Origin of the sequence: Streptomyces sp. AgN23, from assembly GCF_001598115.1 — a bacterium.
GTDB lineage: Bacteria > Actinomycetota > Actinomycetes > Streptomycetales > Streptomycetaceae > Streptomyces > Streptomyces antimycoticus.
Genome location: NZ_CP007153.1, coordinates 8,451,029 through 8,472,781, shown reverse-complemented (window position 1 = coordinate 8,472,781; position 21,753 = coordinate 8,451,029). Strand labels below are relative to the sequence as shown.

The 21,753-nt window shown below is 71.4% G+C and carries 25 protein-coding genes; 12 read left to right on the top strand and 13 right to left on the bottom strand.

What is annotated here, in order from left to right:
* Positions 1-234: 234 nt before the first annotated feature.
* The 5 genes from AS97_RS36745 to AS97_RS36725 all read right to left on the bottom strand — a co-directional run bounded on the left by AS97_RS36745 (position 235) and on the right by AS97_RS36725 (position 4,884).
* Positions 235-882, bottom strand: a complete 648-nt coding sequence (locus AS97_RS36745; protein ID WP_059147970.1) for a GNAT family N-acetyltransferase — start codon at positions 880-882, stop codon at positions 235-237.
* Between the two features lie 196 nt (positions 883-1,078).
* A complete protein-coding gene (locus AS97_RS36740; RefSeq protein ID WP_059147971.1) occupies positions 1,079-1,900 on the bottom strand; it encodes a MetQ/NlpA family ABC transporter substrate-binding protein in 822 nt (273 codons plus the stop codon).
* Between the two features lie 97 nt (positions 1,901-1,997).
* Positions 1,998-2,783 carry a methionine ABC transporter permease gene (locus AS97_RS36735; RefSeq protein WP_059147972.1) on the bottom strand — a complete coding sequence of 262 codons (786 nt, stop codon included), beginning with the start codon at positions 2,781-2,783 and terminating at the stop codon, positions 1,998-2,000.
* Positions 2,780-3,835, bottom strand: coding sequence for an ATP-binding cassette domain-containing protein (locus AS97_RS36730; protein ID WP_059147983.1), 1,056 nt, complete (start codon positions 3,833-3,835; stop codon positions 2,780-2,782). Before AS97_RS36730 ends, AS97_RS36735 begins: the two co-directional genes overlap by 4 nt.
* A gap of 401 nt (positions 3,836-4,236) precedes the next feature.
* Entirely contained in the window at positions 4,237-4,884 is a 648-nt protein-coding gene (locus tag AS97_RS36725) for an HAD-IA family hydrolase (RefSeq protein ID WP_059147973.1), read from the bottom strand.
* Between the two features lie 148 nt (positions 4,885-5,032).
* On the opposite strand from AS97_RS36725, the gene AS97_RS36720 reads away from it, so the two are divergent.
* A complete protein-coding gene (locus tag AS97_RS36720; RefSeq protein WP_059147974.1) occupies positions 5,033-5,401 on the top strand; it encodes a hypothetical protein in 369 nt (122 codons plus the stop codon).
* 34 nt (positions 5,402-5,435) lie between these two features.
* Complete coding sequence (locus tag AS97_RS36715; RefSeq protein WP_059147984.1) at positions 5,436-5,903, top strand: hypothetical protein; 468 nt, start codon at positions 5,436-5,438, stop codon at positions 5,901-5,903.
* Between the two features lie 105 nt (positions 5,904-6,008).
* Here AS97_RS36715 and AS97_RS36710 read toward each other — a convergent pair whose 3' ends face one another.
* The 3 genes from AS97_RS36710 to AS97_RS36700 form a co-directional block, all read right to left on the bottom strand.
* Entirely contained in the window at positions 6,009-6,512 is a 504-nt protein-coding gene (locus AS97_RS36710) for a GNAT family N-acetyltransferase (RefSeq protein ID WP_093466072.1), read from the bottom strand.
* Between the two features lie 121 nt (positions 6,513-6,633).
* Positions 6,634-7,155: a sigma-70 family RNA polymerase sigma factor gene (locus AS97_RS36705; protein ID WP_059147976.1), complete on the bottom strand. Its 522-nt coding sequence runs from the start codon at positions 7,153-7,155 to the stop codon at positions 6,634-6,636.
* Positions 7,156-7,282: 127 nt separating this feature from the next.
* The gene (locus AS97_RS36700; RefSeq protein ID WP_185929930.1) at positions 7,283-8,452 is read right to left on the bottom strand and encodes a glycerophosphodiester phosphodiesterase; all 1,170 of its coding nucleotides are present in this window, start codon (positions 8,450-8,452) and stop codon (positions 7,283-7,285) included.
* Positions 8,453-8,755: 303 nt separating this feature from the next.
* On the opposite strand from AS97_RS36700, the gene AS97_RS36695 reads away from it, so the two are divergent.
* Together AS97_RS36695 and AS97_RS36690 are read left to right on the top strand one after the other, a co-directional pair.
* A complete protein-coding gene (locus AS97_RS36695; RefSeq protein ID WP_228054208.1) occupies positions 8,756-9,388 on the top strand; it encodes a lysophospholipid acyltransferase family protein in 633 nt (210 codons plus the stop codon).
* A gap of 217 nt (positions 9,389-9,605) precedes the next feature.
* On the top strand, positions 9,606-10,412 hold the full coding sequence (locus AS97_RS36690; RefSeq protein ID WP_059147987.1) for an alpha/beta hydrolase: 807 nt from the start codon (positions 9,606-9,608) through the stop codon (positions 10,410-10,412).
* 27 nt (positions 10,413-10,439) lie between these two features.
* Here the strand turns inward: AS97_RS36690 and AS97_RS36685 are convergent, their stop codons facing one another.
* The 3 genes from AS97_RS36685 to AS97_RS36675 all read right to left on the bottom strand — a co-directional run bounded on the left by AS97_RS36685 (position 10,440) and on the right by AS97_RS36675 (position 14,211).
* The gene (locus tag AS97_RS36685) at positions 10,440-11,429 is read right to left on the bottom strand and encodes an aldo/keto reductase (RefSeq protein ID WP_210566408.1); all 990 of its coding nucleotides are present in this window, start codon (positions 11,427-11,429) and stop codon (positions 10,440-10,442) included.
* Positions 11,430-11,464: 35 nt separating this feature from the next.
* Complete coding sequence (gene argH, locus AS97_RS36680) at positions 11,465-12,895, bottom strand: argininosuccinate lyase (protein WP_125758655.1); 1,431 nt, start codon at positions 12,893-12,895, stop codon at positions 11,465-11,467.
* Positions 12,896-13,014: 119 nt separating this feature from the next.
* Positions 13,015-14,211: an argininosuccinate synthase gene (locus AS97_RS36675; protein WP_059147988.1), complete on the bottom strand. Its 1,197-nt coding sequence runs from the start codon at positions 14,209-14,211 to the stop codon at positions 13,015-13,017.
* Between the two features lie 137 nt (positions 14,212-14,348).
* On the opposite strand from AS97_RS36675, the gene AS97_RS36670 reads away from it, so the two are divergent.
* The 6 genes from AS97_RS36670 to AS97_RS36645 all read left to right on the top strand — a co-directional run bounded on the left by AS97_RS36670 (position 14,349) and on the right by AS97_RS36645 (position 18,831).
* Positions 14,349-14,735: a hypothetical protein gene (locus tag AS97_RS36670; RefSeq protein WP_125758654.1), complete on the top strand. Its 387-nt coding sequence runs from the start codon at positions 14,349-14,351 to the stop codon at positions 14,733-14,735.
* Complete coding sequence (locus AS97_RS36665) at positions 14,717-14,959, top strand: hypothetical protein (protein ID WP_059147979.1); 243 nt, start codon at positions 14,717-14,719, stop codon at positions 14,957-14,959. The genes AS97_RS36670 and AS97_RS36665 overlap by 19 nt, the downstream gene beginning before the upstream one ends.
* A 110-nt stretch (positions 14,960-15,069) precedes the next feature.
* Positions 15,070-15,930 carry an endonuclease/exonuclease/phosphatase family protein gene (locus AS97_RS36660; protein WP_210566407.1) on the top strand — a complete coding sequence of 287 codons (861 nt, stop codon included), beginning with the start codon at positions 15,070-15,072 and terminating at the stop codon, positions 15,928-15,930.
* A gap of 175 nt (positions 15,931-16,105) precedes the next feature.
* Complete coding sequence (locus AS97_RS36655; protein ID WP_059147989.1) at positions 16,106-17,434, top strand: ferredoxin reductase family protein; 1,329 nt, start codon at positions 16,106-16,108, stop codon at positions 17,432-17,434.
* 114 nt (positions 17,435-17,548) lie between these two features.
* The gene (locus AS97_RS36650; protein ID WP_210566406.1) at positions 17,549-18,043 is read left to right on the top strand and encodes an FMN-binding protein; all 495 of its coding nucleotides are present in this window, start codon (positions 17,549-17,551) and stop codon (positions 18,041-18,043) included.
* Positions 18,040-18,831 (top strand): FAD:protein FMN transferase, encoded by a 792-nt coding sequence (locus tag AS97_RS36645; protein WP_185929929.1) that lies wholly within the window; start codon positions 18,040-18,042, stop codon positions 18,829-18,831. The genes AS97_RS36650 and AS97_RS36645 overlap by 4 nt, the downstream gene beginning before the upstream one ends.
* Positions 18,832-18,894: 63 nt before the next feature.
* On the opposite strand, the gene AS97_RS36640 is transcribed toward AS97_RS36645, so the two are convergent.
* Positions 18,895-19,299: a DUF488 family protein gene (locus tag AS97_RS36640; protein ID WP_086711080.1), complete on the bottom strand. Its 405-nt coding sequence runs from the start codon at positions 19,297-19,299 to the stop codon at positions 18,895-18,897.
* 51 nt (positions 19,300-19,350) lie between these two features.
* Here AS97_RS36640 and AS97_RS36635 point away from each other — a divergent pair, with 51 nt between their 5' ends.
* Together AS97_RS36635 and AS97_RS36630 are read left to right on the top strand one after the other, a co-directional pair.
* Positions 19,351-19,941 (top strand): pyridoxamine 5'-phosphate oxidase family protein, encoded by a 591-nt coding sequence (locus AS97_RS36635; RefSeq protein ID WP_086711081.1) that lies wholly within the window; start codon positions 19,351-19,353, stop codon positions 19,939-19,941.
* A gap of 66 nt (positions 19,942-20,007) precedes the next feature.
* Positions 20,008-21,036 (top strand): bile acid:sodium symporter family protein, encoded by a 1,029-nt coding sequence (locus AS97_RS36630; protein ID WP_059148045.1) that lies wholly within the window; start codon positions 20,008-20,010, stop codon positions 21,034-21,036.
* Positions 21,037-21,196: 160 nt separating this feature from the next.
* Here the strand turns inward: AS97_RS36630 and AS97_RS36625 are convergent, their stop codons facing one another.
* Positions 21,197-21,748 (bottom strand): arginine repressor, encoded by a 552-nt coding sequence (locus AS97_RS36625; protein ID WP_059147992.1) that lies wholly within the window; start codon positions 21,746-21,748, stop codon positions 21,197-21,199.
* Positions 21,749-21,753 lie beyond the last annotated feature (5 nt).

The window sequence follows — 21,753 nt, the reverse complement described above, 5'->3', positions numbered from 1 at the left end:
CGCGTGCGTCGCGTGGTGTGCCTGTGAGGGTTCGCGGGCGGGTCGCGGCCGGTGTGCCGCGGATGCGCGAAGCACGGTCCCGGATGCGGCCAAGGCGCGGGTGCTCGGCGCGGACGAAGAGTACCCCGGCCGGTCCGGACCGCTGGAGCGGGGGCGGGCGTGGGGGTGGTGCGCCGGGGGCGCGGGCGGCGTGAATGCGCCGGATCTCCGGCCCGGCCGGGGCGCGGTGAGGCGTCAGCCCCAGTCGGAATAGGTGGGATAGACGCCGAAGCCCTCGGGCTCGGAGATCCGGTCGGGGGCTCCGTCGAGGTCCTCGGCGAGCAGGCTCCAGACGATGAGGTCGGTGCGCATATCGGTCCAGCCGCCGTCCTCCGTCTGGGTACGCGCTATCCAGGCGTTGCGCAACACACCCTCGCTGATGCAGCCGACCTTCTGGGCGACCTGCTGGGCGGCGGTGTTGCCGGCGGCGGTGCGCAGCTCCAGGCGCTCGAACTTCTGGTCCTGGAACAGCCAGCGGGCCACGGCCAGTACGGCCTCCGAGGCATAGCCCTCACCGCGCGCCCAGGGCGCGACGATATAGCTGGCCTCGGTGGCCAGCAGTCTCCAGTCGGTATGGCTCAGATGCACGATGCCGACCAGCCGCTGGGTGAGGAATTCCGCGACCGCGAAGACGATGCCCCGGCCCGTGGTCCGTTCCGCCGGGGCGAGCCGCAGCGCCTGGTCGCGGGCGTCGGCGGGGCCGTACGGATGGGGCGCCCGGGTCCAGGCGATGATGTGTTCGTCGTTCATCATGTCCGCGAGCGCGGGTATGTCCGCTTCCTCGAACGGGCGCAGCACCAGCCGTTCCGTGCTGATGGAGATGTCCGGGAAGGTGGATGTCATGCGCCGCTCCGTAACCGGGGTTCGTTTCAGGGCCGTAGAGAGGCCCAGCATGCAGCATCACGCAGGAGAAATGCAGCACGGGGGGTGAATCGGAAGGCTCCGCATCCGGTTGTGGTCCGGATGCGGAGCCCTGGGGTTCGCCGGTGGGCGGGAAGGTTGGCGCGATCGTTGCGGTGGTGCCGCGGTGCGCCGCGGATCAGAAGGACGGCAGCACGGAGCCCTGGTACTGGTCCTTGATGTACTTCTTCACCTCGGGGGAGGTGAGGAGCTTGGCCAGCTTCTTGACGCGCGGGTCGTCCTCGTTGCCCTTCTTCACGGCCAGGAAGTTGGCGTACGGGTTGTTCTTGGGCGATTCGATGAGGATGGCGTCCTTGGCGGGCTTGAGGTGCGCCTCGATGGCGTAGTTGCCGTTGACGACCGCGGCGTCCACGTCGTCGAGCGACCGCGGGAGCTGGGCGGCCTCCAGCTCCTTGAACTTCAGGCCCTTGGGGTTGGTGACGATGTCCTTGGGGGTGGCCTCGTTGCCGACACCGCTCTTGAGCTTGATGACCCCATTGGCGTCCAGCAGCTTCAGCGCGCGGGCCTCGTTGACCGTGTCGCTCGGAACGGCCACGGTGGCGCCCTTCTTGAGTTCGCCGGCCTTCTTCACCTTGTGCGAGTAGAGGCCGAGCGGCTCGAGGTGCACGGTGACGACGGGCACGATGTCGGTGCCCTTCTTCTTGTTGAAGTCGTCCAGGAACGGCTGGTTCTGGAAGTAGTTGGCGCCGACCGAGCCGTCCTGGGTGGAGAGGTTCGGCGTGTTGTAGTCGGTGAACTCCCGGACCTCCAGCTTGAGGCCCGCCTTGTCGGCCAGATGGTCCTTGACGTAGTTGAGTATCTCCGCGTGCGGGACCGGGCTGGCGGCGACGACCAGCGCGCCGTTCTTGTCGTTGGAGGACGAGGGGCTGCAAGCGGCGGCACCGAGGGCGAGCGCGCCGGCGGCGAGGACGGTGGTGAGGGTCTTGGTGGTGTTACGCACGAAAAGTGCCTTTCTTCGGGGACGCACGTATCCGCCGCGGGTGCGGAAGCGGAATGACGGGCGGGCGGTACGGGAGGGGACGGGAGGCGGGTGGGGCTCAGGGGACCTTGGTCGGCTCCACCAACTCGATCTCGGCGGGCGCGGCTTCCGGCTCCGGGGCCGACGCGGGCTTCCCGGCCCGGGACGGCCCGCCGCGCGGTATCAGCCGCGGGGCGGCCGAGGAGCGGCCGCGGTGCGACAGGCCGCGGGCGGCGAGGTCGCCCGCGAACTGGATGATGGCGATGACCACCGCGAGGATGGCGACGGTGATCCACATCAGCTTGGTCTCGAACCGCAGATAGCCGTAGCGGACCGCCAGGTCACCGAGGCCACCGGCGCCGACCGTGCCGGCCATCGCGGAGTAGCCGATGAGCGCGACGATCGTGGTGGTCGCGCTGGAGATCAGCGCGGGCAGCGACTCGGGCAGCAGCACCTTGCGGACGACCGTCCAGGTGGAGCCGCCCATCGCCTGCACGGCCTCGACCAGCCCGCCGTCCACCTCGCGCACCGAGGTCTCCACGAGCCGGGCGTAGAAGGGGATGGCGCCGATGGCCAGGGGCACGATCGCGGCCTCGGGGCCGATGGTGGTGCCCACGATCGCGCGGGTGAAGGAGATCAGGGCGACCATCAGGATGATGAACGGCATCGACCGGGCGATGTTGACGATCTGCCCGATGACCTTGTTCACCACGACGTTCTGCAGCACTCCGCCGCGGTCGGTGAGGACCAGCAGCACGCCGAGCGGCAGTCCGCCGACGACGGCGATCACCGCCGACCAGCCCACCATGTAGAGGGTGTCCCAACATGCCTGCTCCAGCAGGGGCTCCATCTCGGACCAGGTCACTTGGCACCCTCCTTGAGCAGCGGGGTCGGGGTCGCGCGCGGGCCGTCGGCGATGGCCGCGACATCGACCTGCAGGCCCTGCTCCCGCAGGAAGCCGATCGGAACGACGTTCTCCTCGAACCGGCCGGGCAGCTCGATCCGCATCCGGCCGACCTGGTGGCCGCCGACGGTGTCCATCGCGGCGCCCAGGATCGAGATGTCGATGTTGTACGTACGGGACAGCTGGGAGATGACCGGCTTGGTGGCCGCCTCGCCCTGGAAGGTGACGTCCACGACCGTACGGTCCTCGCTCGAGGCCACCCCGCCGACCGGGAAGAGCTCCTGGGCCAGTTCGGAGCCGGGCGTCGCCAGCAGCTCGCTGACCTTGCCGGACTCCACGATCCGGCCGTCGCGCATCAGCGCGGCCGAGTCACAGATCGTCTTGACGACGTCCATCTCGTGTGTGATGAGCAGCACGGTCAGGCCGAGCTGCTCCTTGAGGTCGCGCAGCAGTTGGAGGATCGAGCGGGTGGTCTCGGGGTCGAGCGCGGAGGTCGCCTCGTCCGAGAGCAGCACCTTGGGGTCGCCGGCGAGCGCGCGGGCGATGCCGACGCGCTGCTTCTGGCCACCGGAGAGCTGCGCGGGGTACGCCCTGGCCTTGTCGCCGAGGCCCACCAGCTCCAGCAGCTCCAGGGCCTTGCGGGTGCGCTCCTTGCCGGAGACGCCGAGGATCTCCAGCGGCAGCTCGACGTTGTCCCGCACGGTGCGCGAGGAGAGCAGGTTGAAGTGCTGGAACACCATGCCGATACGGCTGCGGGCCTGGCGCAGCGCGGGGCCGGCGCTCTGGCGGCGCCCGGCGAGTGCGGTCAGGTCCTGGCCGGCCACGGTGACCGTGCCGGAGGTGGGGCGTTCCAGGAGGTTGACGCAGCGGATGAGGGTGGACTTCCCGGCGCCGCTCTGGCCGACGACGCCGTACACCTCACCCTCGCGGACATGCAGATCGACGCCGTCGAGGGCGGTGACCTCGCGGCCTCGTGAGCGGTAGACCTTGGTCAGGTCCGTGGTGGTGATCACAGGGTTTCCGTCACTGTTGAGTGCACGGCGGTGGGTGCCGCCGGGCACGGCTCGTTCATTTCGGAACGCGGCAGGGCGGACCCGAGGAGATGCGCGATGTGTGGGCGCGGTTCGGGTTCCGGTGACGCGGGGCGGCGCGGTCCGGCGCGCTGGGCGCACGGGTCCGGCTCAGCCGGTCTCGCTTCGGGGCGCGAGGCTCAGGCGGGGGCCCTCAGCAGTCACACATTCGACACCGACAACGAGCACCGGGCGTGGGGTTCGCCTCGGTCGCAGGGATGCGGCAGCTCGTCGTGGTCATGGCTGCAAGTAAAGCAGACACGTGTACGGGCCCGTCCGGCATGTCCGCATTGCGGACGTCCTTGACCGGTCCGTGGACGGGGGGAGGAGTGGCCGGGACTCGCTCAGTCCCGGCAGGTGATCTCCACGCCCCCGTCGAGGAGCCGTGCGGACACGGCCGACAGGTCCTCGACCACGATGTCGGCGACCAGCTCTTCGCGGGCGGTCGTTGTGGTCAACGCCACGGTCCGCATCCCGGCCGCGCGGCCCGCCGCGAGCCCGGCCGGGGCGTCCTCGAAGACCACACAGCGTGCCGGGTCGACTCCCAGCCGCTCGGCCGCCAGCAGGAACGGCTCCGGGTCGGGCTTGCCGCGGGTGATGTCGTCGGAGGTGATCAGCGTTCCGGGACGTATCGCCACCTCGGCCAGGCGGGCCTCGGCCAGCGGGCGGTTGGCGGAGGTCACCACGGCCCAGCGCGCGGCGGGCAGCCCCGCCAGCAGCTCGGCGGTGCCGGGGAGCAGCTTCACCCCGCCCGGTACGTCCTCCAGCTCCAGCTCGTCGATGCGCGCCCGGGCCCGCGGGGCGCGGTCGGCGGGGAGCAGATCGGCGATGATGTCGTCGGCCGGGCGGCCGTGCAGCTCGACCCGGGCGAAGTCCTCCGCCGGAATCCCCTGCTCCTCGGCCCAGCGGGTCCAGCAGCGATGCACCGAGTCGAGGGAGGAGACGAGGGTTCCGTCGTTGTCGAACAACAGCGCGTCAGCGGAGATCTTCATGAGCCGCAGCGTACGTGGGGGTCACGGAGACCCTCGGGCGCGGGGCCGAGCGCAGCGCGGGCGGGCGGGCCGATTACCCTCGTCCCATGGTTGTCACTCCCTGTGTGCGCCGCCTACGGGTGCGCCGCCGCACCGCGCGGAGGTCCCGTTGATCGACGCGCTGACGGTCGCGCTCGGTGTGACCGCGCTCCTCCTCGCCGCGTGGTGCGGCTTCGCCGCCTACCGGGACCAGCCGACCAAGGACTGGCACTTCATCGGCATGGCCGTGGTGGCACTGCTGGCGATCGTGCAGCTGGTCATCGGGGTGGTGCGGCTGGCGGGCGGCGCCGACCCGCAGCAGGGGGTGGCCATCTTCGTGGCGTATCTCATCGGCTCGGCGCTCGCCGTGCCGGTCGCGGCGTTCATGTCGCTCACGGAGCGGACCCGCTGGGGATCGGCGACGGTCTCCGCGGCGGCCGTGGTGCTGGCCGTGCTCGAGGTGCGGCTGTACGACATCTGGGGAGGCGTCGGTGGCTGATGCACGGGAGGCGCGGGAGACACGGGAGGCGTCGGTGACCGAGGAATCGGCGGCCGGGACGACGGCCGCAAAGCCGGAACCGGCCGCGCGCACCGGGCTGGGGCAGGGCCCCGGGCGGCTGCTGGTGCTGCTCTACGGGGTCTTCACCGTGGCCGCCGCGTCCCGCTCGATCTACCAGCTCATCGCCCAGTACCAGGAGGCCCCGCTCGCCTACATCCTCTCGGCGGTCTCCGCCGTGGTGTACGCGTTCATCACGGTCTCGCTGGTGCGCGGCGGCGAGGGCGCGCGCAAGGCGGCGATGGTCTGCTGTGCGGCGGAGCTGGTGGGGGTGCTGACGGTGGGGACCTGGACCCTTGCCGACCCCTCGGCCTTCCCCGACCAGACGGTGTGGTCCGACTACGGGATGGGTTATCTGTTCATCCCGATCTTCCTGCCGGTCACGGGCCTGCTGTGGCTGCGCAAGGCCCGCCGGGGCGCACCGGATGCGGCGCCTCGGGCCTGACCGCCGTCGAGGGCCTGCCCAGGCTCCGCCCCTGATCCCGGCCCTCGGTCGCCGGCCGGGCCGGCAGTCCAGCCCGGCCGACGACCGGCGACCTCAGGCCACGGCCTAAGCGCTGGCGGCGTACGCGGCGGCCGTGGCGTCCTTCTCCAGGGTCACCAGGCTCAGCCGGCGGTTGACCTCCTCGGTGCCCACCTGGGCGTAGCCGTAGCGGCGGTACAACCGCAGATTGCCCTCGCTGCGGTGGCCGGTGAACAGCCGGTACCGCTTGGCGGCCCGCTCCTCGGTCAGCCGCTCCTCGATGGCCGCGAGCAGCCGTCCGCCCAGGCCGTGCCGCTGCATCCGCGGGTGGACGATCAGCTTGCCGATGGCGGCGGTCCCCTTGTCGTCGACGACTCCGCGGACCGAGCCGACGACCTCCGCGCCGAGCCGGGCGACGAGCACGCAGCCCCCGCTCAGTTCGGCGCGCAGGTCGTCGAGCGACTGCGTCAGCGGTTCGATCGAGTAGTCGCCGTAGAGCTCCGCCTCGCCCTGGTAGCACAGATACTGCAGCTTCAGGATCTGCTCGGCGTCGTCCGCGGTCGCCGCGGAGATGGTCACGCTCATGCCCATGTGCGCATGCCTCCCCTATTCTCAGTCCCCCGGTCGCGGTGAGGGTAGGAGTGCGACCGGGGGTTCATGGCCTGGGTGGAGGCGCCGCATGGTGGGCGTCCGCCTCCGAGGCGCCGGTTGTCTATCGCTCCTTTCCCCAAGGTTCAGGAGCCGCAACCTCCGCCGTGAGCATTCTGCGCAGGCAAGCCAGACATCGGGAACGTACCGGGCCCAGACTGCCCTGTGACATTCCCAACTGGCGCGCGATCTCGCGGTACGTGAGGTCGGAGCGGGAGAGCATCGCCGCGAGCAGCGCGGGGCAGCGGCCGGGCAGCCGCCGCACCGCCGCGCGCAGCGTCCGGCGGGTCTCCGCGGTCAGTACGGCGTGTTCGGCGGGGTGGGACTCGGGGCCGCTGGGCGGGCCGCCGGCCATCGGGTCGTACGGCACCTCGCGGCGCGCCCGGCGCCTGGCCCCGCGCACCTCGGCCCGTACGGCACAGCGCAGCCAGCGGGCGGGGTGCGGCGGCGGCCCGGTGTCCCGGGTGCGTTCCAGCAGCCGCAGCCAGACGGCCTGTTCGAGTTCGGCGGGCTCGACGCCGACGCCGTATGCCTCGGCCGCCGCTTCGGCGGCCAGCAGCGGGCCCAGTTGCTTCACAAGGTCCATGCCGGGCGGGACGAGACCGGGTCGTGGGGTGGTTGCCGGGTGACGGTGGTCTCACCCGACCGGGGCAGGGCGGGGCCGCGCCTTGACGCTCGCGCGGCCCCGCCGTCACCCACCCGTACGTGCGGAACTACTTGCGGAAGTCCGCCGCCGCGAGGAGGGCGGTGTCCGCGTTGTCGGAGAAGATTCCGTCAATTCCGGTCGCGAAGTATGCCTTGAACGCCCCGAAAGCGTCACCGTAGGCATTGGGATCGGTGCCGCGGCGGAAGTCGGCCGGGAGGAAGGTGTTCTCGTTGCGCATGGTGTACGGGTGCAGGATCAACCCCGCCGCATGCGCGTCCTTCACCACACTGGTCGGCGTGCCCAGCTTGCCGTCCGGCGTCCGGGGGATGATGACCGACAGATCCGGGCCGATGCCCTGGGCGTAGCTCGCGATCCACTTGAGCCCCTCGGGCTTGACCAGGTCCGCGACCGTACGCGGGTCGTTCGCCTCGACGAAGTCCCAGGGCCGGCTGTCGATGGTGGACAGCAGCACGACGGACGGGGTGCCGACCAGCTTGCGCAGCCGCTGGATGCTGCTCGGCTCGAAGGACTGGAGGAACAGCGCCGCGTCCTTCTTATGGCGGCCGTACCGGCGCAGCAGCTTGGCCAGCGGCTCCTCGATGCCGAGGCCCAGCTTGCGGAAGTAGGTGGGGTGCTTGGTCTCCACGTACAGCCACACGCGGCGGCCGCGCCTGCGGCCCTCGCGCTCGGCCCACTGGAGCACCTCTTCGAAGGTGGGCACCTCCCAGCGGCCGTCGTAGAGGGTGTTGCGCTGGCGGTTGCCCGGGATGCGCTCCTTGGCGCGCAGCGTCTTGAGCTCGGCGAGGGTGAAGTCCTCGGTGAACCAGCCGGTGAGCTTGGTGCCGTCGACCGTCTTGGTGGTCTTGCGGTCGGCGAACTCCGGGTGCGCCGAGACGTCCGTGGTGGCCGTGATGTCGTTCTCGTGGCGGCAGACCAGATGGCCGTCCTTGGTGGGGACCAGGTCCTGCTCGACGATGTCCGCGCCCATGTCCAGGGCGAGCTGGTAGGAGCCGAGGGTGTGCTCGGGCCGGTAGCCGCTGGCGCCGCGGTGGCCGATCACGGTGGGAACCGGCAGCTCATGGCCCCGGCCGGACGTCTCCGCGGCGGCGGCGGCGCCCGGCGCCGTCCGCGTGCCCGCGGCCGTCGCCGTGCCCGCACCGCTCAGCGCCACCGCTCCCGCACCGAGGGCCGCGGCCCCCAGGAGGGCGCGCCGTCCGGGCTGTTGCTCCCGCTCCATCAGCACTCCTTGATGTGGTGTTCAACACCTGTCAAATCCAGTCAGAAGATGGGCTGATGGTAGGCGTGGGTGGCTTTCCTGCGGGAGACATCGGACGAAACGCGGGGGGAACGGGGATCAACACTGCGTACCAGGTGGGTGAACCTGGTGTGCGCCGGGGCGCGACCGGCGAGTATCGTCCTCATCGGCGCTCCGGTGCGGTACGAGGTTGACGGACCGTACAACGGTGCGTTCCAGACCTTGACCCCGACCGGAGGGCCCGTGTCCCGATTCGCGTTTCTGAAGGCAGTACTCGGTCCGCTGATGCGCCTGATGTTCCGCCCACGGGTCGAGGGGGCCGAGGGCATTCCGGGCTCGGGCCCGGTGATCCTCGCCGGAAACCATCTCACCTTCATCGACTCGATGATCCTGCCGCTGGTCTGTGACCGTCAGGTCTTCTTCATCGGCAAGGACGAGTACGTCACGGGCAAGGGCCTCAAGGGCCGGCTGATGGCCTGGTTCTTCACCGGCGTCGGCATGATCCCGGTGGACCGGGACGGTGGACGCGGCGGCGTGGCGGCACTGATGACGGGGCGCCGGGTGCTGGAGGAGGGCCGGGTCTTCGGCATCTACCCCGAGGGCACCCGCTCCCCCGACGGCCGCCTCTACCGCGGCCGTACCGGTATCGCCCGCCTCGCGCTGATGACCGGGGCGCCCGTGGTGCCGTTCGCGATGATCGGGACCGACCGGATCCAGCCGGGCGGCAAGGGGCTGCCGCGGCCGGGCCGGGTGCAGGTCCGCTTCGGCGAGCCCCTGGAATTCACCCGCTACGAGGGCATGGACCGCGACCGCTATGTGCTGCGGGCCGTGACCGACGAGGTGATGAGCCACGTGATGCGGCTGTCGGGTCAGGAGTACGTGGACATCTACGCCACGAAGGCGAAGGCGGCCGCATGACGGCTGACGTCTGACGTTTCGGGCGAACCGCGGCGGTCCGGGGTTTCCGGGCCGTCGCACTTGTGTGTCCGGACCAGGTTTGGCCGAAAACGCCGCCTCGCGCTCCGGCGAGCTGACTCCGGCCGACGTCACGGGTCGCCAGTTTTGCGGAAGACCTGATTCCGCTACCCGCTGGTCACCACCGGGCACGGCCACTATGGTGCCGCGGGTGACCACGATGACCGTGCCCTCCCCCGACTTCGTGACGCTGCGCGGTCGGCGGTTCGCCCTGACCGATTTCGGCGGACCGGGCGACCCGGTCCTGGCCCTGCACGGCCACTTCGGCCGGGGCAGGATGTACGCGCCCCTGGCCGCCGCCCTCGCCCCCGAACGGCGGGTGATCGCCCTCGATCAGCGGGGCCACGGGCTGACCGGCGGCGGTGGTCCGTTCACGCTGGACGAGTACGTGGCCGATGCCGCCGCGCTGCTGCGGGAGCTGCGCCTGGGCCCGGTCCCGGTCATCGCCCACTCCACCGGCGGGGTCGGCGCGTACGCCCTGGCCGCCCGCCATCCGGACCTGGTGAGCGCGCTCGTCGTCGAGGACATCGGCGCGGTGACGGACCGTCCGGTGGTCAGCCATCCGGTGCTCGATGTCTCGGGATGGCCGACCTGGGCCGTGGACCGGGAGAAGCTGCGCGCCGACATCGAGTCCCGGGGGATTCCGGACGCCTCGTACTTTCTCGACAGCGCCGAACGGGACCCCCAATCGGGCGGCTGGCGGCTGCTGTTCGAGCCCAGCCATATGATGGCGTCCCAGCAGGCCATGTGCGGTGACTTCTGGGACGACTGGCTGGGCTCCTCCTGCCCCGCGCTGCTGATGCGCGGCGAGCACAGCTCGCTGCTGCCGCCGGGCCACGCCCACGAGATGGCCACCCGCCGCCCCAACACGAGGCTCCGCGAATTCGCCGGGTGCGGTCACTGGATCCACGATGACGCGCCCCGGCCGTACGCCCGCGCGGTCCGTTCGTTTCTGAGCGCGCTGTAGCCCCGCGGCCCGAACCGCCCCGATCCGTCAGGACCAGGGCAGCTCGGAGCGGTGGTGCCAGTAGCTCTCCGGGGTTTCGGCCAGCCGCTCCAGTTCGGTGAGCTGACGCTCGTCCAGGCGGAGGTCGGCCGCGGCCAGGTTGGAGCGCAGCTGGGCCGTGGTGGCGGCGCCGGAGAGGACAACGTCCACCCAGGGTCGGTGCAGGACCGCGGCCAGCGCGACGGCGTCCAAAGTCGCGCCCGTCTCCTCGGCCACCTGGCGCAGGGCCGCCGGAGGCCGCTCGGCCGCCTCGGTGAGCCGGCCGTTGGCCACGGCTTCCTTGACGATGACCGCACGGCCCGCGGCATGGGCCTCGGCCAGCGCCGCCCCGGCCGAGGGCTCCAGCAGGTTGTAGGTGGACTGGACGGTACGGAACAGCGGGCGCCCGTCGGCCTCCACGGCCAGTGCGGCGCGGATCGCCTCGGCCTGGCGCGGACCGCTGGTGGAGATGCCGACCGTCACGCCCTCGCCGGCCAGCTCCGCCAGCCGCGTCCGCAGTTCGCGGTCGGTGAGGGCGGGGCTGTCGGGGGTCACCGAGTGGATCTGGTAGAGGTCCAGCCGGTCGCCGAGCAGTGCGTCGGTCAGCGCGCGCTGGCGCTCGAATGTCGCGACGCCATGGTCCTTGACCTCATGCGTCTCGGCGTCCGTACGCCAGTCCGCGACATACGTATAGCCCCACTTGGAGCCGACCACCACGTGCCGCGCGGCGTCCGGGCGGTCGCGCAGCCAGCCGGCGAGGAACTCCTCGGCCCGGCCGTAGGAGCGCGCCGCGTCCAGATAGCGCACCCCGGCGGCGTAGGCGGCGTCCAGCAGCTCATGGCTGCGCCGCCGCATCACCTCGACCGGACGCTCGGCCGGGAGGTCCCGGTCCCGGCCGAGGTTGATATAGGCGGGGCGGCCGACCGCGGCCAGGCCGAGCCCGATCCGGGCCGCCCCCGCCCCGGGGGTCGCGATCTTCGCGAGTCGTTCGAAACCCATGGCTTGGTCCCCACCTCTCTCTGATGAGCTGATGTTCAGCGCTTGGCGCCCGCCCATGCGTACTGCGCGGCGAGGTCCTCCTTGACCTCCGCGAGCTGGGCCCGCACCGCCACGGGGGCGGTGCCGCCGCGGCCGTCGCGCGCGGCCAGCGCGCCCGGCACATTGAGAACGCCGCGGACCTCGGGCGTCAGATGCGGGGAGATCTTGGCGAACTGCTCGTCGGTGAGCTGGTCGAGCTCGATGCCCGTCAGCTCGCACTCCTTGACGCATTCCCCCGCGACCTCGTGTGCCACCCGGAACGGCACGCCCTGCCGCACCAGCCATTCGGCGATGTCGGTGGCCAGCGAGAACCCGGCCGGGGCCAGCTCCTCCATGCGCTCGCGGTTGACGGTCAGCGTCGCCATCATCCCGGTGAAGGCCGGGAGCAGCACCTCCAGCTGATCGCAGGAGTCGAAGACCGGCTCCTTGTCCTCCTGGAGGTCGCGGTTGTACGCGAGCGGCAGGGCCTTGAGCGTGGCCAGCAGCCCGGTGAGGTTGCCGATCAGCCGGCCGGACTTGCCGCGCGCGAGCTCCGCGATGTCCGGGTTCTTCTTCTGCGGCATGATCGAGGAACCGGTGGAGAAGGCGTCGTGGAGGGTGACGAAGGAGAACTCCTTCGTGTTCCAGAGGATGATCTCCTCCGCGATCCGCGACAGATCGACGCCGATCATCGCGGTGATGAACGCGAACTCGGCGACGAAGTCACGGGAGGCCGTGCCGTCGAGCGAGTTGGCGGACGAGCCCCGCTCGAAGCCGAGGTCGGCCGCGACCGCCTGCGGGTCGAGCCCCAGCGAGGACCCGGCCAGCGCGCCCGAGCCGTACGGCGAGACGGCGGTGCGCTCGTCCCACTGCCGCAGCCGCTCCGCGTCCCGCGACAGCGCCTGGGCATGGGCGAGTACATGGTGGGCGAAGAGCACGGGCTGGGCGTGCTGGAGGTGGGTGCGGCCGGGCATCGCGACATCGGGGTGCGCCTCCGCGAGCCCCACCAGGGCCTGCTGGAGATCGGCGATCAGCCCGCCGATGATCCGGGCGTGGTCCCGCAGATACATCCGGAAGAGGGTGGCGATCTGGTCGTTGCGGGACCGTCCGGCCCGCAGCTTGCCGCCGAGGTCCGGGCCGAGCCGCTCCAGCAGCCCGCGCTCCAGCGCGGTGTGCACGTCCTCGTCGGCGACGGTGCCGGTGAAGTCGCCGGAGGCGACATCGGCCTCCAGCCGGTCCAGGCCCGCCAGCATCCGCTCCAGCTCATCGGGGTCAAGCAGCCCCGCCGTGTGCAGCACCCGGGCGTGGGCGCGGGATCCGGCGATGTCGTACGGCGCCAGGCGCCAGTCGAAGTGCACGGAGGCGCTGAGCTTCTCCAGTGCCTCGGACGGGCCGTCGGCGAAGCGGCCGCCCCAGAGCCGGACGTCGCCGCTGTTGCCGTTGCTCACGCTGTTGCTCCTCAGACTGTGGATGGTGCTGGGCGGGCGGTGCTGGGTTGTACGACCGCCTCCCCGCGCGGCGGCGGGAAGGCGGCTTCCGTATGTTTCCGTATGGCTGGTTACGCAGGCTACTGCTGCAGATCCCGCTTCGCGGCGATCTTGCTGGACATCCCGAAGATCTCGATGAAGCCCTTGGACAGCGACTGGTCGAAGGTGTCGCCGGAGTCGTAGGTCGCCAGGTTGAAGTCGTAGAGCGACGCCTGCGACTTCCGCCCGGTGACGACGGCCCGGCCGCCGTGCAGGGTCATCCGGATCTCGCCGGAGACCTGCTCGTTCGCCTCGGCGATGAATCCGTCCAGGGCCCGCTTGAGCGGCGAGAACCACAGACCGTCGTAGACCAGCTCGCCCCAGCGCTGCTCGACCTGCCGCTTGTAGCGGGCCAGCTCGCGCTCGACGGTGACGGCCTCCAGCTCCTGGTGGGCGGTGATCAGCGCGATGGCGCCGGGCGCCTCGTAGACCTCCCGCGACTTGATCCCCACCAGCCGGTCCTCGACCATGTCGATCCGGCCGACGCCCTGGGCGCCCGCCCGCTCGTTGAGCCGCTGGATGGCCCGCAGCACGGTGACCGGCTCGCCGTCGATCGCGACGGGGACGCCCTTGTCGAAGGTGATGATCACCTCGTCGGCCTCGCGCGGGGTGGCCGGGTCGGCGGTGTACTCGTACACGTCCTCGATCGGCGCGTTCCAGATGTCCTCCAGGAAGCCGGTCTCCACGGCCCGCCCGAAGACGTTCTGGTCGATCGAGTACGGGGACTTCTTGGTGGTCGCGATCGGCAGGCCCTTGGCCTCGCAGAAGGCAATCGCCCTGTCCCGGGTCATCGCGTAGTCCCGGACCGGCGCGATGCAGGTCAGATCGGGTGCGAGGGAGGAGATGCCCGCCTCGAACCGCACCTGGTCGTTCCCCTTGCCGGTGCAGCCGTGGGCGACGGTCCCGGCGCCGTGCTTACGGGCGGCGGCGACCAGGTGCTTCACGATCGTCGGCCGGGACAGCGCGGACACCAGCGGGTAGCGGTCCATGTACAGCGCGTTGGCCTTGATCGCCGGAAGGCAGTACTCCTCGGCGAACTCGTCCTTCGCGTCCGCGACCTCCGCCTCGACCGCCCCGCAGGCGAGCGCGCGCTTGCGAATGACGTCCAGGTCCTCCCCGCCCTGGCCGACGTCCACGGCGACGGCGATGACCTCGGCACCCGTCTCCTCGGCGATCCAGCCGATGGCGACGGACGTGTCCAAGCCGCCCGAGTAGGCGAGTACGACGCGCTCGGCCACGGGTGCCTCCTTACGGTCCATTGACGATCCATGCGTGCTTAGGCATAAGTATGCACTCCACCGCATGGTTCGTCAAAGCGAGAGGCGACGCGAGCCGCGGCGCGTGGCCGCGAGCCTCCGCATTACAGCGCGACACGATGCGATGCACTGATCCGGTGGAGACGCTCACCCGAGCGCAGCGCGTGGCCGACATCGAGGCGCGTTTCTCCACCGTCCCCTTCGACCGGGAAGCCGCCCGCCGGTACGGCACCATGGTCGCCCTGACCCTCAAGGCCAACCGCGATCCTCGCCCGCGCCGCATGGCCCTCATGATCGCTGCCACCGCCGCCGCGCTCGGACTGCCGCTCTGCACACGGAACCCGGGCGACTTCACGGGCCTGGAGAGCGGCCTTGAGGTCATCTCCATCCGACCGGGCTCGCGGACCGCTCGTCCTGCCGACGGGGTGATGTCACCATGGTCGGTGCTGGGGAGACACCGCTGCGGACCGAAGGGGAGTCAGGGCCCGTGGAGAAGAAGCAGATGATGGTGCTCGGCGCGATCGTGGTGGGGGTGATGGTGATCAACAACCATGGTGACGGCAACACCCGCGACGGCAAGTCGCCGAATCCGCGTCAGACGGCCCGGTACCCGGTCCACTTCGAGAAGAAGAAGGACGACGGGGAGGGCACCAAGAACGGGAAGGGCGCCAAGAAGCAGCCCAAACCGCGCTCTACGGTGTCCTACCCGATCAAATTCGACCGTCGCTGAGAACGATCGCGGCTCCCCGGCAGATGGAACCCGGTGGCGACTCCCGCCCGCCCAGGGCCGTTCATGGCGCCGTGGGACGACGTTCGGAACCGGAACGCACGCTGACCGCCATGAATCACCTGAATACTGCCCCCGGTCGACGCCGATTCCTCGCCGTGGCGGCCGGCCTCGGCGCCACGGCCGCCGCCGGGACGTCCGGGGTGGCGGCCGCCGCCCCGGGTCCGCGGCGGCTGCGCGTGGCCACGTTCAACATCCACCACGGCGCGAGCCCCGCCGACGTACTGGACCTGGAACGCGTCGCCCGGGTGATCCAGGACCTGCGGGTGGACGTCGTCGGCCTGCAGGAGGTCGACCGGTTCTGGAAGCGCAGCGGCTTCGTGGACCAGCCCGCCTGGCTGGGCGAGCGGCTGGGGATGCGTCACGCCTTCGGCGCCAACCTCGACTTGGACCCGGAGGAGCCCGGGCGGCCGCGCCGTCAGTACGGCACCGCGGTGCTCTCCCGCGAGCCGATCCGGTCGTGGACCAACGCCCACCTCCCACTCGTCCCCGGCCATGAGCAGCGCGGCCTGCTCCGGGCCACCCTGGAGGTGCGCGGCGGCTGCGTCGACTTCGCCGTCACGCATCTGCAGCACGACGACAACATGGAGCGCGAGCGGCAGGCCGCCCGGATCGTCGAGCTTCTGGGGTCCTCCCCCGAACGCACCGTCCTGGTCGGTGACCTGAACGCCACGCCAGAGACCCCGGAGATCGGGATCCTGACCGGCGCGCTCGACGATGTGTGGCCGCGGGCCGGCAGCGGCGACGGCTTCACCTACGACGCCCTCGACCCGCACGCCCGGATCGACTTCCACCTCGCCTCCCGCGACCTGCGCCCGCTCACCGCCCAGGTGGTCACGGCGGACCCGGAGGCGTCCGACCATCTGCCGGTGGTGAGCGACCTGGAGATGCCCGTACGCCGCCACCGCCGGTGAATCCCGGAACCTGTGATTCCGGGCCCGAACCTGTGAACCCCGACCGAAACCCGTGAATCCCATCGGCCTTTGAGTCATCCCGCGCTCGCGGCCGTATTCCCTTGCGCCGGAGCCCAAGGGAAGGGGACAGGCCGTGACGACGCTTTTGAACAGCCGGGCCGGGCGGCGGCAGGCCATGCGCCGCATCCGGCCTCGCCGTTCGCCGGCCGTGCCGTTGATCCTGCTCAGCTGGGCGGGCGCGGCGGCGGTGCTGTCGCTGTGGTGGCAGAACACTCCGAACGTCGAGGGCACCGCGCAGTGGCTGACTCACGCCGGGCGGCTCAGTGGGCTGCTCGGCGGCTATGTTCTCGCCCTCGTCGTCCTGCAGATGGCGCGCGTTCCGGCGCTGGAGCGGCGGGTGGGGTCGGACCGGGTGGCGCGGTGGCACGCGATGAGCGGGCGGTACGCGCTGTGCCTGATCGTGGCGCATGTCGGGCTGATCATCGCGGGATACGCGGAGCAGGCCGGCACCGGCTTCGTCGACCAGTCGGTGACCGTGGTCACGGACTACCCCGACATGGTCAAGGCGACGGTCGGCACCGCGATGCTGGTGGTGATCGGGCTGATCTCGGCGGGGATGGTGCGCCGCCGGATGCCGTACGAGGTCTGGTACTACCTGCATCTGCTCACCTACGCCGCGGTCTTCCTGACGTTCTGGCACCAGCTCGCGACCGGTGCCGAGTTCGTCGGGAACGAGACCGCGGAAACCGCCTGGTACGCGCTGTACGGCACGGTCACCGCGCTGGCGGTCTGGTACCGGCTACTGGTGCCGCTGCGGCTGAATCTGCGGCACCGGATGCGGGTGGAGGCCGTCGTGCCGGAGGCACCCGGGGTGGTGTCGGTGCTGATCAAGGGGCGCAAGCTGCACCGGATCGGGGCGCAGGCCGGGCAGTTCTTCCGGTGGCGGTTCCTCGCGCCGGGCATGCGCTGGGGCTCCCATCCGTACTCGCTCTCCGCGCCGCCCCGGCCGGAGCTGCTGCGGATCACGGTGAAGGCGGTGGGCGGCCACAGCACCGGGCTGGCCTCGCTGCGGCCGGGGACCCGGGTGTGGGCGGAGGGGCCGTACGGCGCGATGACCGCGGCGCGGCGCAGCCGCGGCAAGGTGCTCATGATCGCGGGCGGGGCCGGGATCACCCCGATCCGGGCGCTGTTCGAGACGCTGCCGGGCAAGGGCAGCGACCTCACCCTGCTGTACCGGGCCCGCAGCGTCGAGGATCTGGCGCTGTGGAACGAGCTGAAGCAGATCGCGACCGAGCGCGGAGCCCGGCTGCTGTACGCCGTGAACGGCCCGGACGGCGCCCGGCCGGAGATCACCGCGGAGCGGCTGGGCCAGCTGCTCCCCGATATCGAGGACCACGACGTCTATCTGTGCGGCCCGCCGGGCCTGGCCGAGCACGCGTACGGAGCGCTGCGTGAGGCGGGCGTTCCGGATCGCCGGATCCACCACGAATCCTTCGAGCTGTGACCGCCACGTCCGAGCCGTGACCGAGCCGTCCGAGCCCGTGACCGAGCCGTTCACGCCGTGACCCGGACATCCGAGCCGTGACCCAGTCGTTCGAGCTGTGACCGAGGGGAAGCCATGAAGAGGAAGCATCCGCTGCGCCGCATCGTCCTGGGCACGGCCGCCACCGTCTCCGGTGTGGTGCTGCTGCTCGCATTGAAGCAGCCCGGTTCCGGGGGCGGTGAGACCGTCGCCCAGAACCAGCCGGGGCAGGCGCCCCCGGTCGCGGCCACGGCACAGCCGGGCGGGGGCGACGCGGGGGCCGGGGCGGGCGCGGGGGCCGGGGCGGGCGCGGGCGGCGCCCGTACGGTCACCGGCGACGTCGCGCAGACCCAGTACGGCCCGGTCCAGGTGAGCCTCACCGTCAGCGGCGGGAAGATCACCGGAGCACAGGCGGTCAAGACCCCGAACTCCGGGCCGCAGAGCGACCAGATCGCCAAGGACTCCATCCCGAAGCTCAATCGGCAGGCGGTGGCCGCGGCGAAGGTGGATACGGTCTCCGGTGCCACCTATACGAGCGAGGGCTATGCCAAGTCCTTGCAGAGCGCTCTCGACAAGGCGGGTGCCCGATGACGTACCAGACGGACGGACCCGGGCCGCTGCGCCATGTCGAGCACGTCATGGGCACGGTCTTCTCCTTCGACGTACGCGAGGTCGCGGCCGCCGACCGGCCCCGGGTGCAGGCCGCGCTGGACGGGGCCGTGGTGGGGCTGCACCGGGTGGACGAGCTGTTCTCCACCTATCGCCCGGACAGCCAGATCAGCCGCCTGGGGCGCGGTGAGCTGACGCCGTCGCGGTGCGACCCGGAGGTCCGGGACGTGCTGCGGATGTGCGAGGAGGCCGAGCACCGCAGCGGCGGCTGGTTCAGCGCCCGCTACGCCGGTGGCCGGCCCGACCCGACCGGCCTGGTCAAGGGCTGGGCCGTGGAGCGCGCCGCCCGGATGCTGGTCTCCTCCGGCGCCGGGTCGGTGTGTGTGAACGGCGGCGGCGACGTCCAGGTGCACGGCGGCCCGTGGCGGGTGGGGATCGCCGATCCGCTGCGCCGGGGCGAGCTGGCGGCGATCGTGGAGGCGCGCGGCGAACTGGCCGTGGCCACCTCCGGCCCCGCCGAGCGCGGCTGCCACATCCTGGACCCGCACACCGGACGCCCCCCGGCGCAGGGCCTGGTCTCGGTCACCGTGATCGCCACCAGCCTGGCCGACGCGGACGCCTGGGCCACGGCGGCCTGCGCGATGGGCGCAGGCCGAGCCCGCTCCTGGCTGGGACGGCTCCCCGACGCCGAGGCTCATCTCATCACCGCCGACGGCTCCACCTGGCACACCAGCGGCTTCGCCCGCTATTCGGCGGAGCTGTGCGTATAGGACGCGGCGGGGCTGTGCGTACGAGACGGCCCCTGAGCGGCCAGGGCTGCCCCAGAGCAGCGCTCAGCCCCCGTCGTGCTCGCGGATCGCCTCGGCCAGGACCTGGACATGGCCGAGGTCGAGGTCCTTCACCGCCGTGAGGAGGGTCAGCGGGCCGGAGGCGGCCAGGGCATGGAGGTGGTCGACGGCCTCCTGGCGCTCCGGGGTGGTGAGTTCGGCGCGGTAGCGGCGGGTGAATTCGGGGAAGCGGTCCGGTTCATGGCCGTACCAGCGGCGCAGTTCGGTGGAGGGGGCGGCGTCCTTCGCCCATTCGTCCAGGTGGGCGTCGGCCTTGGCGAGGCCACGGGGCCAGACGCGGTCGACCAGGACACGGGTGCCGTCGTCCGGGCCAGGGGTGTCGTACACCCGGCGGATGCGGATCGCGGGCCCGGTCGCGGACGCTCGCGCGGAGGCTTTCTTGGCTGCCATACGCCCATGGAAGCATCGCCCCGGCGGCCACACGCAGGGATAATGCGCCACATGGGAAAGGTGTACGAACGCATCGACGGCAGACTCCGCACCTTCATCGAAGAGCAGAAGATCTTCTTCACCGCCACCGCACCGCTGGACGGGGACGGCACGGTGAACCTCTCCCCGAAGGGACTGGCCGGCTCCTTCGCCGTACTCGACGAACTGACCGTGGCCTACCTGGACTTCGCGGGGAGCAACGCGGAGACCATCGCCCATCTGCGGGAGAACGGCAGGATCACCCTGATGTGGTGCGCCTTCACCGGCCCGCCGAACATCGTGCGCGTCCATGGCCGGGGCGAGCCGGTGTTCCGTGACGATCCGCGGTTCGGCGCGCTGCTGCAGCACTTCCCGGGCATCGACGTGGACGCCCACGGGCTGCGGGCGGTCATCGTGGTGACGGCCGAGCTGATCCGGGACACCTGTGGCTTCGCGGTCCCCTTCATGGACTATCGCGAGGAGCGCACGCTGCACGGCGACCGGTTCCGGCGGGAGGACGACGCGTCGCTGGACCGCTACTTCCACAAGAAGGAGCACATCGCCAGCAGCATCGACGGGCTGCCGGGGCTGCCGCTGCCGCTGCCGCCTCTCGGCTCGCCATAGTGGGTGTAGTGACCACATAACGAGACGGTGTTGCGGACGGCACCTCCGGAAGCGTTCGATCACGCGGTGCGATCCGAATCGAAGAACTCCGCCGCGGACCCCTCGGCGAGGGCGGCTCAGCCGCCCTCGCCCTCGCCGGAGTCCACCTCCACCGACCGGGCGGCCCGGCGGGCCGTCACCGTCTTCCCCGTCCTGGTCCTCGCCGCCGGGGCGGCGGGCCTCGCCACGCCCGGCACCTTCAGCGGGTGGGCGCCGAATGTGCCCTATCTGCTCGGCGTGATCATGTTCTGCATGGGCCTGACCATGACCCCGCAGGACTTCTCGGGTGTGGTCAAACGGCCGTGGGCGGTGGCCCTCGGGCTGGTCGCGCACTATGTGATCATGCCGGGGCTGGGGTGGCTGATCGCCAACGCCCTCGGTCTCTCCCCCCAGTTGGCGGCCGGCGTCATCCTGGTCGGCTGTGCGCCGAGCGGAACGGCCTCGAATGTGGTGACCTATCTGGCACGCGGCGATGTGGCCCTGTCGGTCTCGGTCGCCACCGTCTCCACGGTGCTCGCACCCCTGGTCACCCCGCCGCTGACGCTGCTGCTGGCCGGGGAGTTCCTGCCGGTGGACGCGGGGTCGATGGTCACCGACATCCTCAAGACCGTGCTGCTGCCGGTGATCGGGGGGCTGGTGGTGCGGCTGGTCGCCGGGCGGTACATCCACCGGGTGCTGGGGCTGCTGCCCTGGCTGTCGGCCGTCACCATCGGCGTGATCGTCGCGGTCGTGGTGGCGGCCAGCGCGGACGCCATCAAGTCGGCGGCGGCGCTGGTGCTGCTCGCCGTGGTGCTCCACAACGGGCTCGGCCTGGCGCTGGGCTACGGAGCCGGGAAGGTGGCCCGGCTGGGCGCGCCCGCCAGCCGGGCCATGGCCTTCGAGGTCGGCATGCAGAACTCCGGGCTCGCCGCCTCCCTGGCCGCCGCCCACTTCAGCCCGCTGGCCGCGCTCCCGGCCGCCGTCTTCTCCGTCTGGCACAACGTCTCGGGCGCGGTGGTGGCGGCCTGGATGTCGTACCGAGCCCGCGGGGCGGAGCAGCGGGCGGCCAACGGCTGAGCTGAGCGCTCCGGTGTCCGGTGGGAGTGCCCTGACCTGCCGTCGAACGTCCGCGGCGCCGTCGTGGCTGGTCGCGCCCACGCGGCGGAGCCGCACATCGACACAGCCCCGCGCCCCTTCGGGGCGCAACCGAAACCTCACCGGACCAAAACGAGCCCGCCTAGCGCTCCTTCTGGGCCAGGCGCAGCAGATGGTCGGCGAGCTGCTGGCCGCCCACCGGGTCGCGGCTGATCAGCATGAGGGTGTCGTCGCCCGCGATGGTGCCGAGGATGTCGTGCAGCTCCGCCGAGTCGATGGCCGAGGCCAGGAACTGGGCAGCGCCCGGCGGAGTGCGCAGCACCACGAGGTTGGCCGAAGCCTCCGCCGAGATCAGCAGCTCGGCCGCCAGCCGGGCCATCCGCGCCTCGCTCGCCGACTCGCCGAGCGGGGCGCGGGGCGTGCGGTCGCCGCCCTCGCTCGGCACCGCGTAGATCAGCTCACCGCCGGTGTTGCGGATCTTCACCGCGCCCAGCTCGTCCAGGTCCCGGGAGAGCGTCGCCTGGGTGACGGAGAGCCCGTCGTCGGCGAGCAGCTTGGCGAGCTGACTCTGGGAGCGCACGGCCTGCCGGTTCAGGATGTCCACGATCCGGCGGTGGCGTGCGGTGCGGGTCTGCGGCACGGCCGGTCCGCCGTGGTTGGCGTCCTGCGCGTCGGTGTGCTGCGCCTCGGTCATCGGTG

What these genes read in the sequence shown, in the direction of transcription:
- AS97_RS36685 (WP_210566408.1), bottom strand. Translation starts at nt 11,429, where the DNA reads ATGGGTTTCGAACGACTCGCGAAGATCGCGACCCCCGGGGCGGGGGCG.
- AS97_RS36650 (WP_210566406.1), top strand. Translation starts at nt 17,549, where the DNA reads ATGAAGAGGAAGCATCCGCTGCGCCGCATCGTCCTGGGCACGGCCGCC.
- AS97_RS36635 (WP_086711081.1), top strand. Translation starts at nt 19,351, where the DNA reads ATGGGAAAGGTGTACGAACGCATCGACGGCAGACTCCGCACCTTCATC.
- AS97_RS36695 (WP_228054208.1), top strand. Translation starts at nt 8,756, where the DNA reads ATGCGCCTGATGTTCCGCCCACGGGTCGAGGGGGCCGAGGGCATTCCG.
- AS97_RS36700 (WP_185929930.1), bottom strand. Translation starts at nt 8,452, where the DNA reads ATGGAGCGGGAGCAACAGCCCGGACGGCGCGCCCTCCTGGGGGCCGCG.
- AS97_RS36660 (WP_210566407.1), top strand. Translation starts at nt 15,070, where the DNA reads ATGAATCACCTGAATACTGCCCCCGGTCGACGCCGATTCCTCGCCGTG.
- AS97_RS36645 (WP_185929929.1), top strand. Translation starts at nt 18,040, where the DNA reads ATGACGTACCAGACGGACGGACCCGGGCCGCTGCGCCATGTCGAGCAC.
- AS97_RS36745 (WP_059147970.1), bottom strand. Translation starts at nt 882, where the DNA reads ATGACATCCACCTTCCCGGACATCTCCATCAGCACGGAACGGCTGGTG.
- AS97_RS36625 (WP_059147992.1), bottom strand. Translation starts at nt 21,748, where the DNA reads ATGACCGAGGCGCAGCACACCGACGCGCAGGACGCCAACCACGGCGGA.
- AS97_RS36725 (WP_059147973.1), bottom strand. Translation starts at nt 4,884, where the DNA reads ATGAAGATCTCCGCTGACGCGCTGTTGTTCGACAACGACGGAACCCTC.
- AS97_RS36710 (WP_093466072.1), bottom strand. Translation starts at nt 6,512, where the DNA reads ATGGGCATGAGCGTGACCATCTCCGCGGCGACCGCGGACGACGCCGAG.
- AS97_RS36670 (WP_125758654.1), top strand. Translation starts at nt 14,349, where the DNA reads ATGCGATGCACTGATCCGGTGGAGACGCTCACCCGAGCGCAGCGCGTG.
- AS97_RS36690 (WP_059147987.1), top strand. Translation starts at nt 9,606, where the DNA reads ATGACCGTGCCCTCCCCCGACTTCGTGACGCTGCGCGGTCGGCGGTTC.
- AS97_RS36705 (WP_059147976.1), bottom strand. Translation starts at nt 7,155, where the DNA reads ATGGACCTTGTGAAGCAACTGGGCCCGCTGCTGGCCGCCGAAGCGGCG.
- AS97_RS36655 (WP_059147989.1), top strand. Translation starts at nt 16,106, where the DNA reads ATGCGCCGCATCCGGCCTCGCCGTTCGCCGGCCGTGCCGTTGATCCTG.
- AS97_RS36640 (WP_086711080.1), bottom strand. Translation starts at nt 19,299, where the DNA reads ATGGCAGCCAAGAAAGCCTCCGCGCGAGCGTCCGCGACCGGGCCCGCG.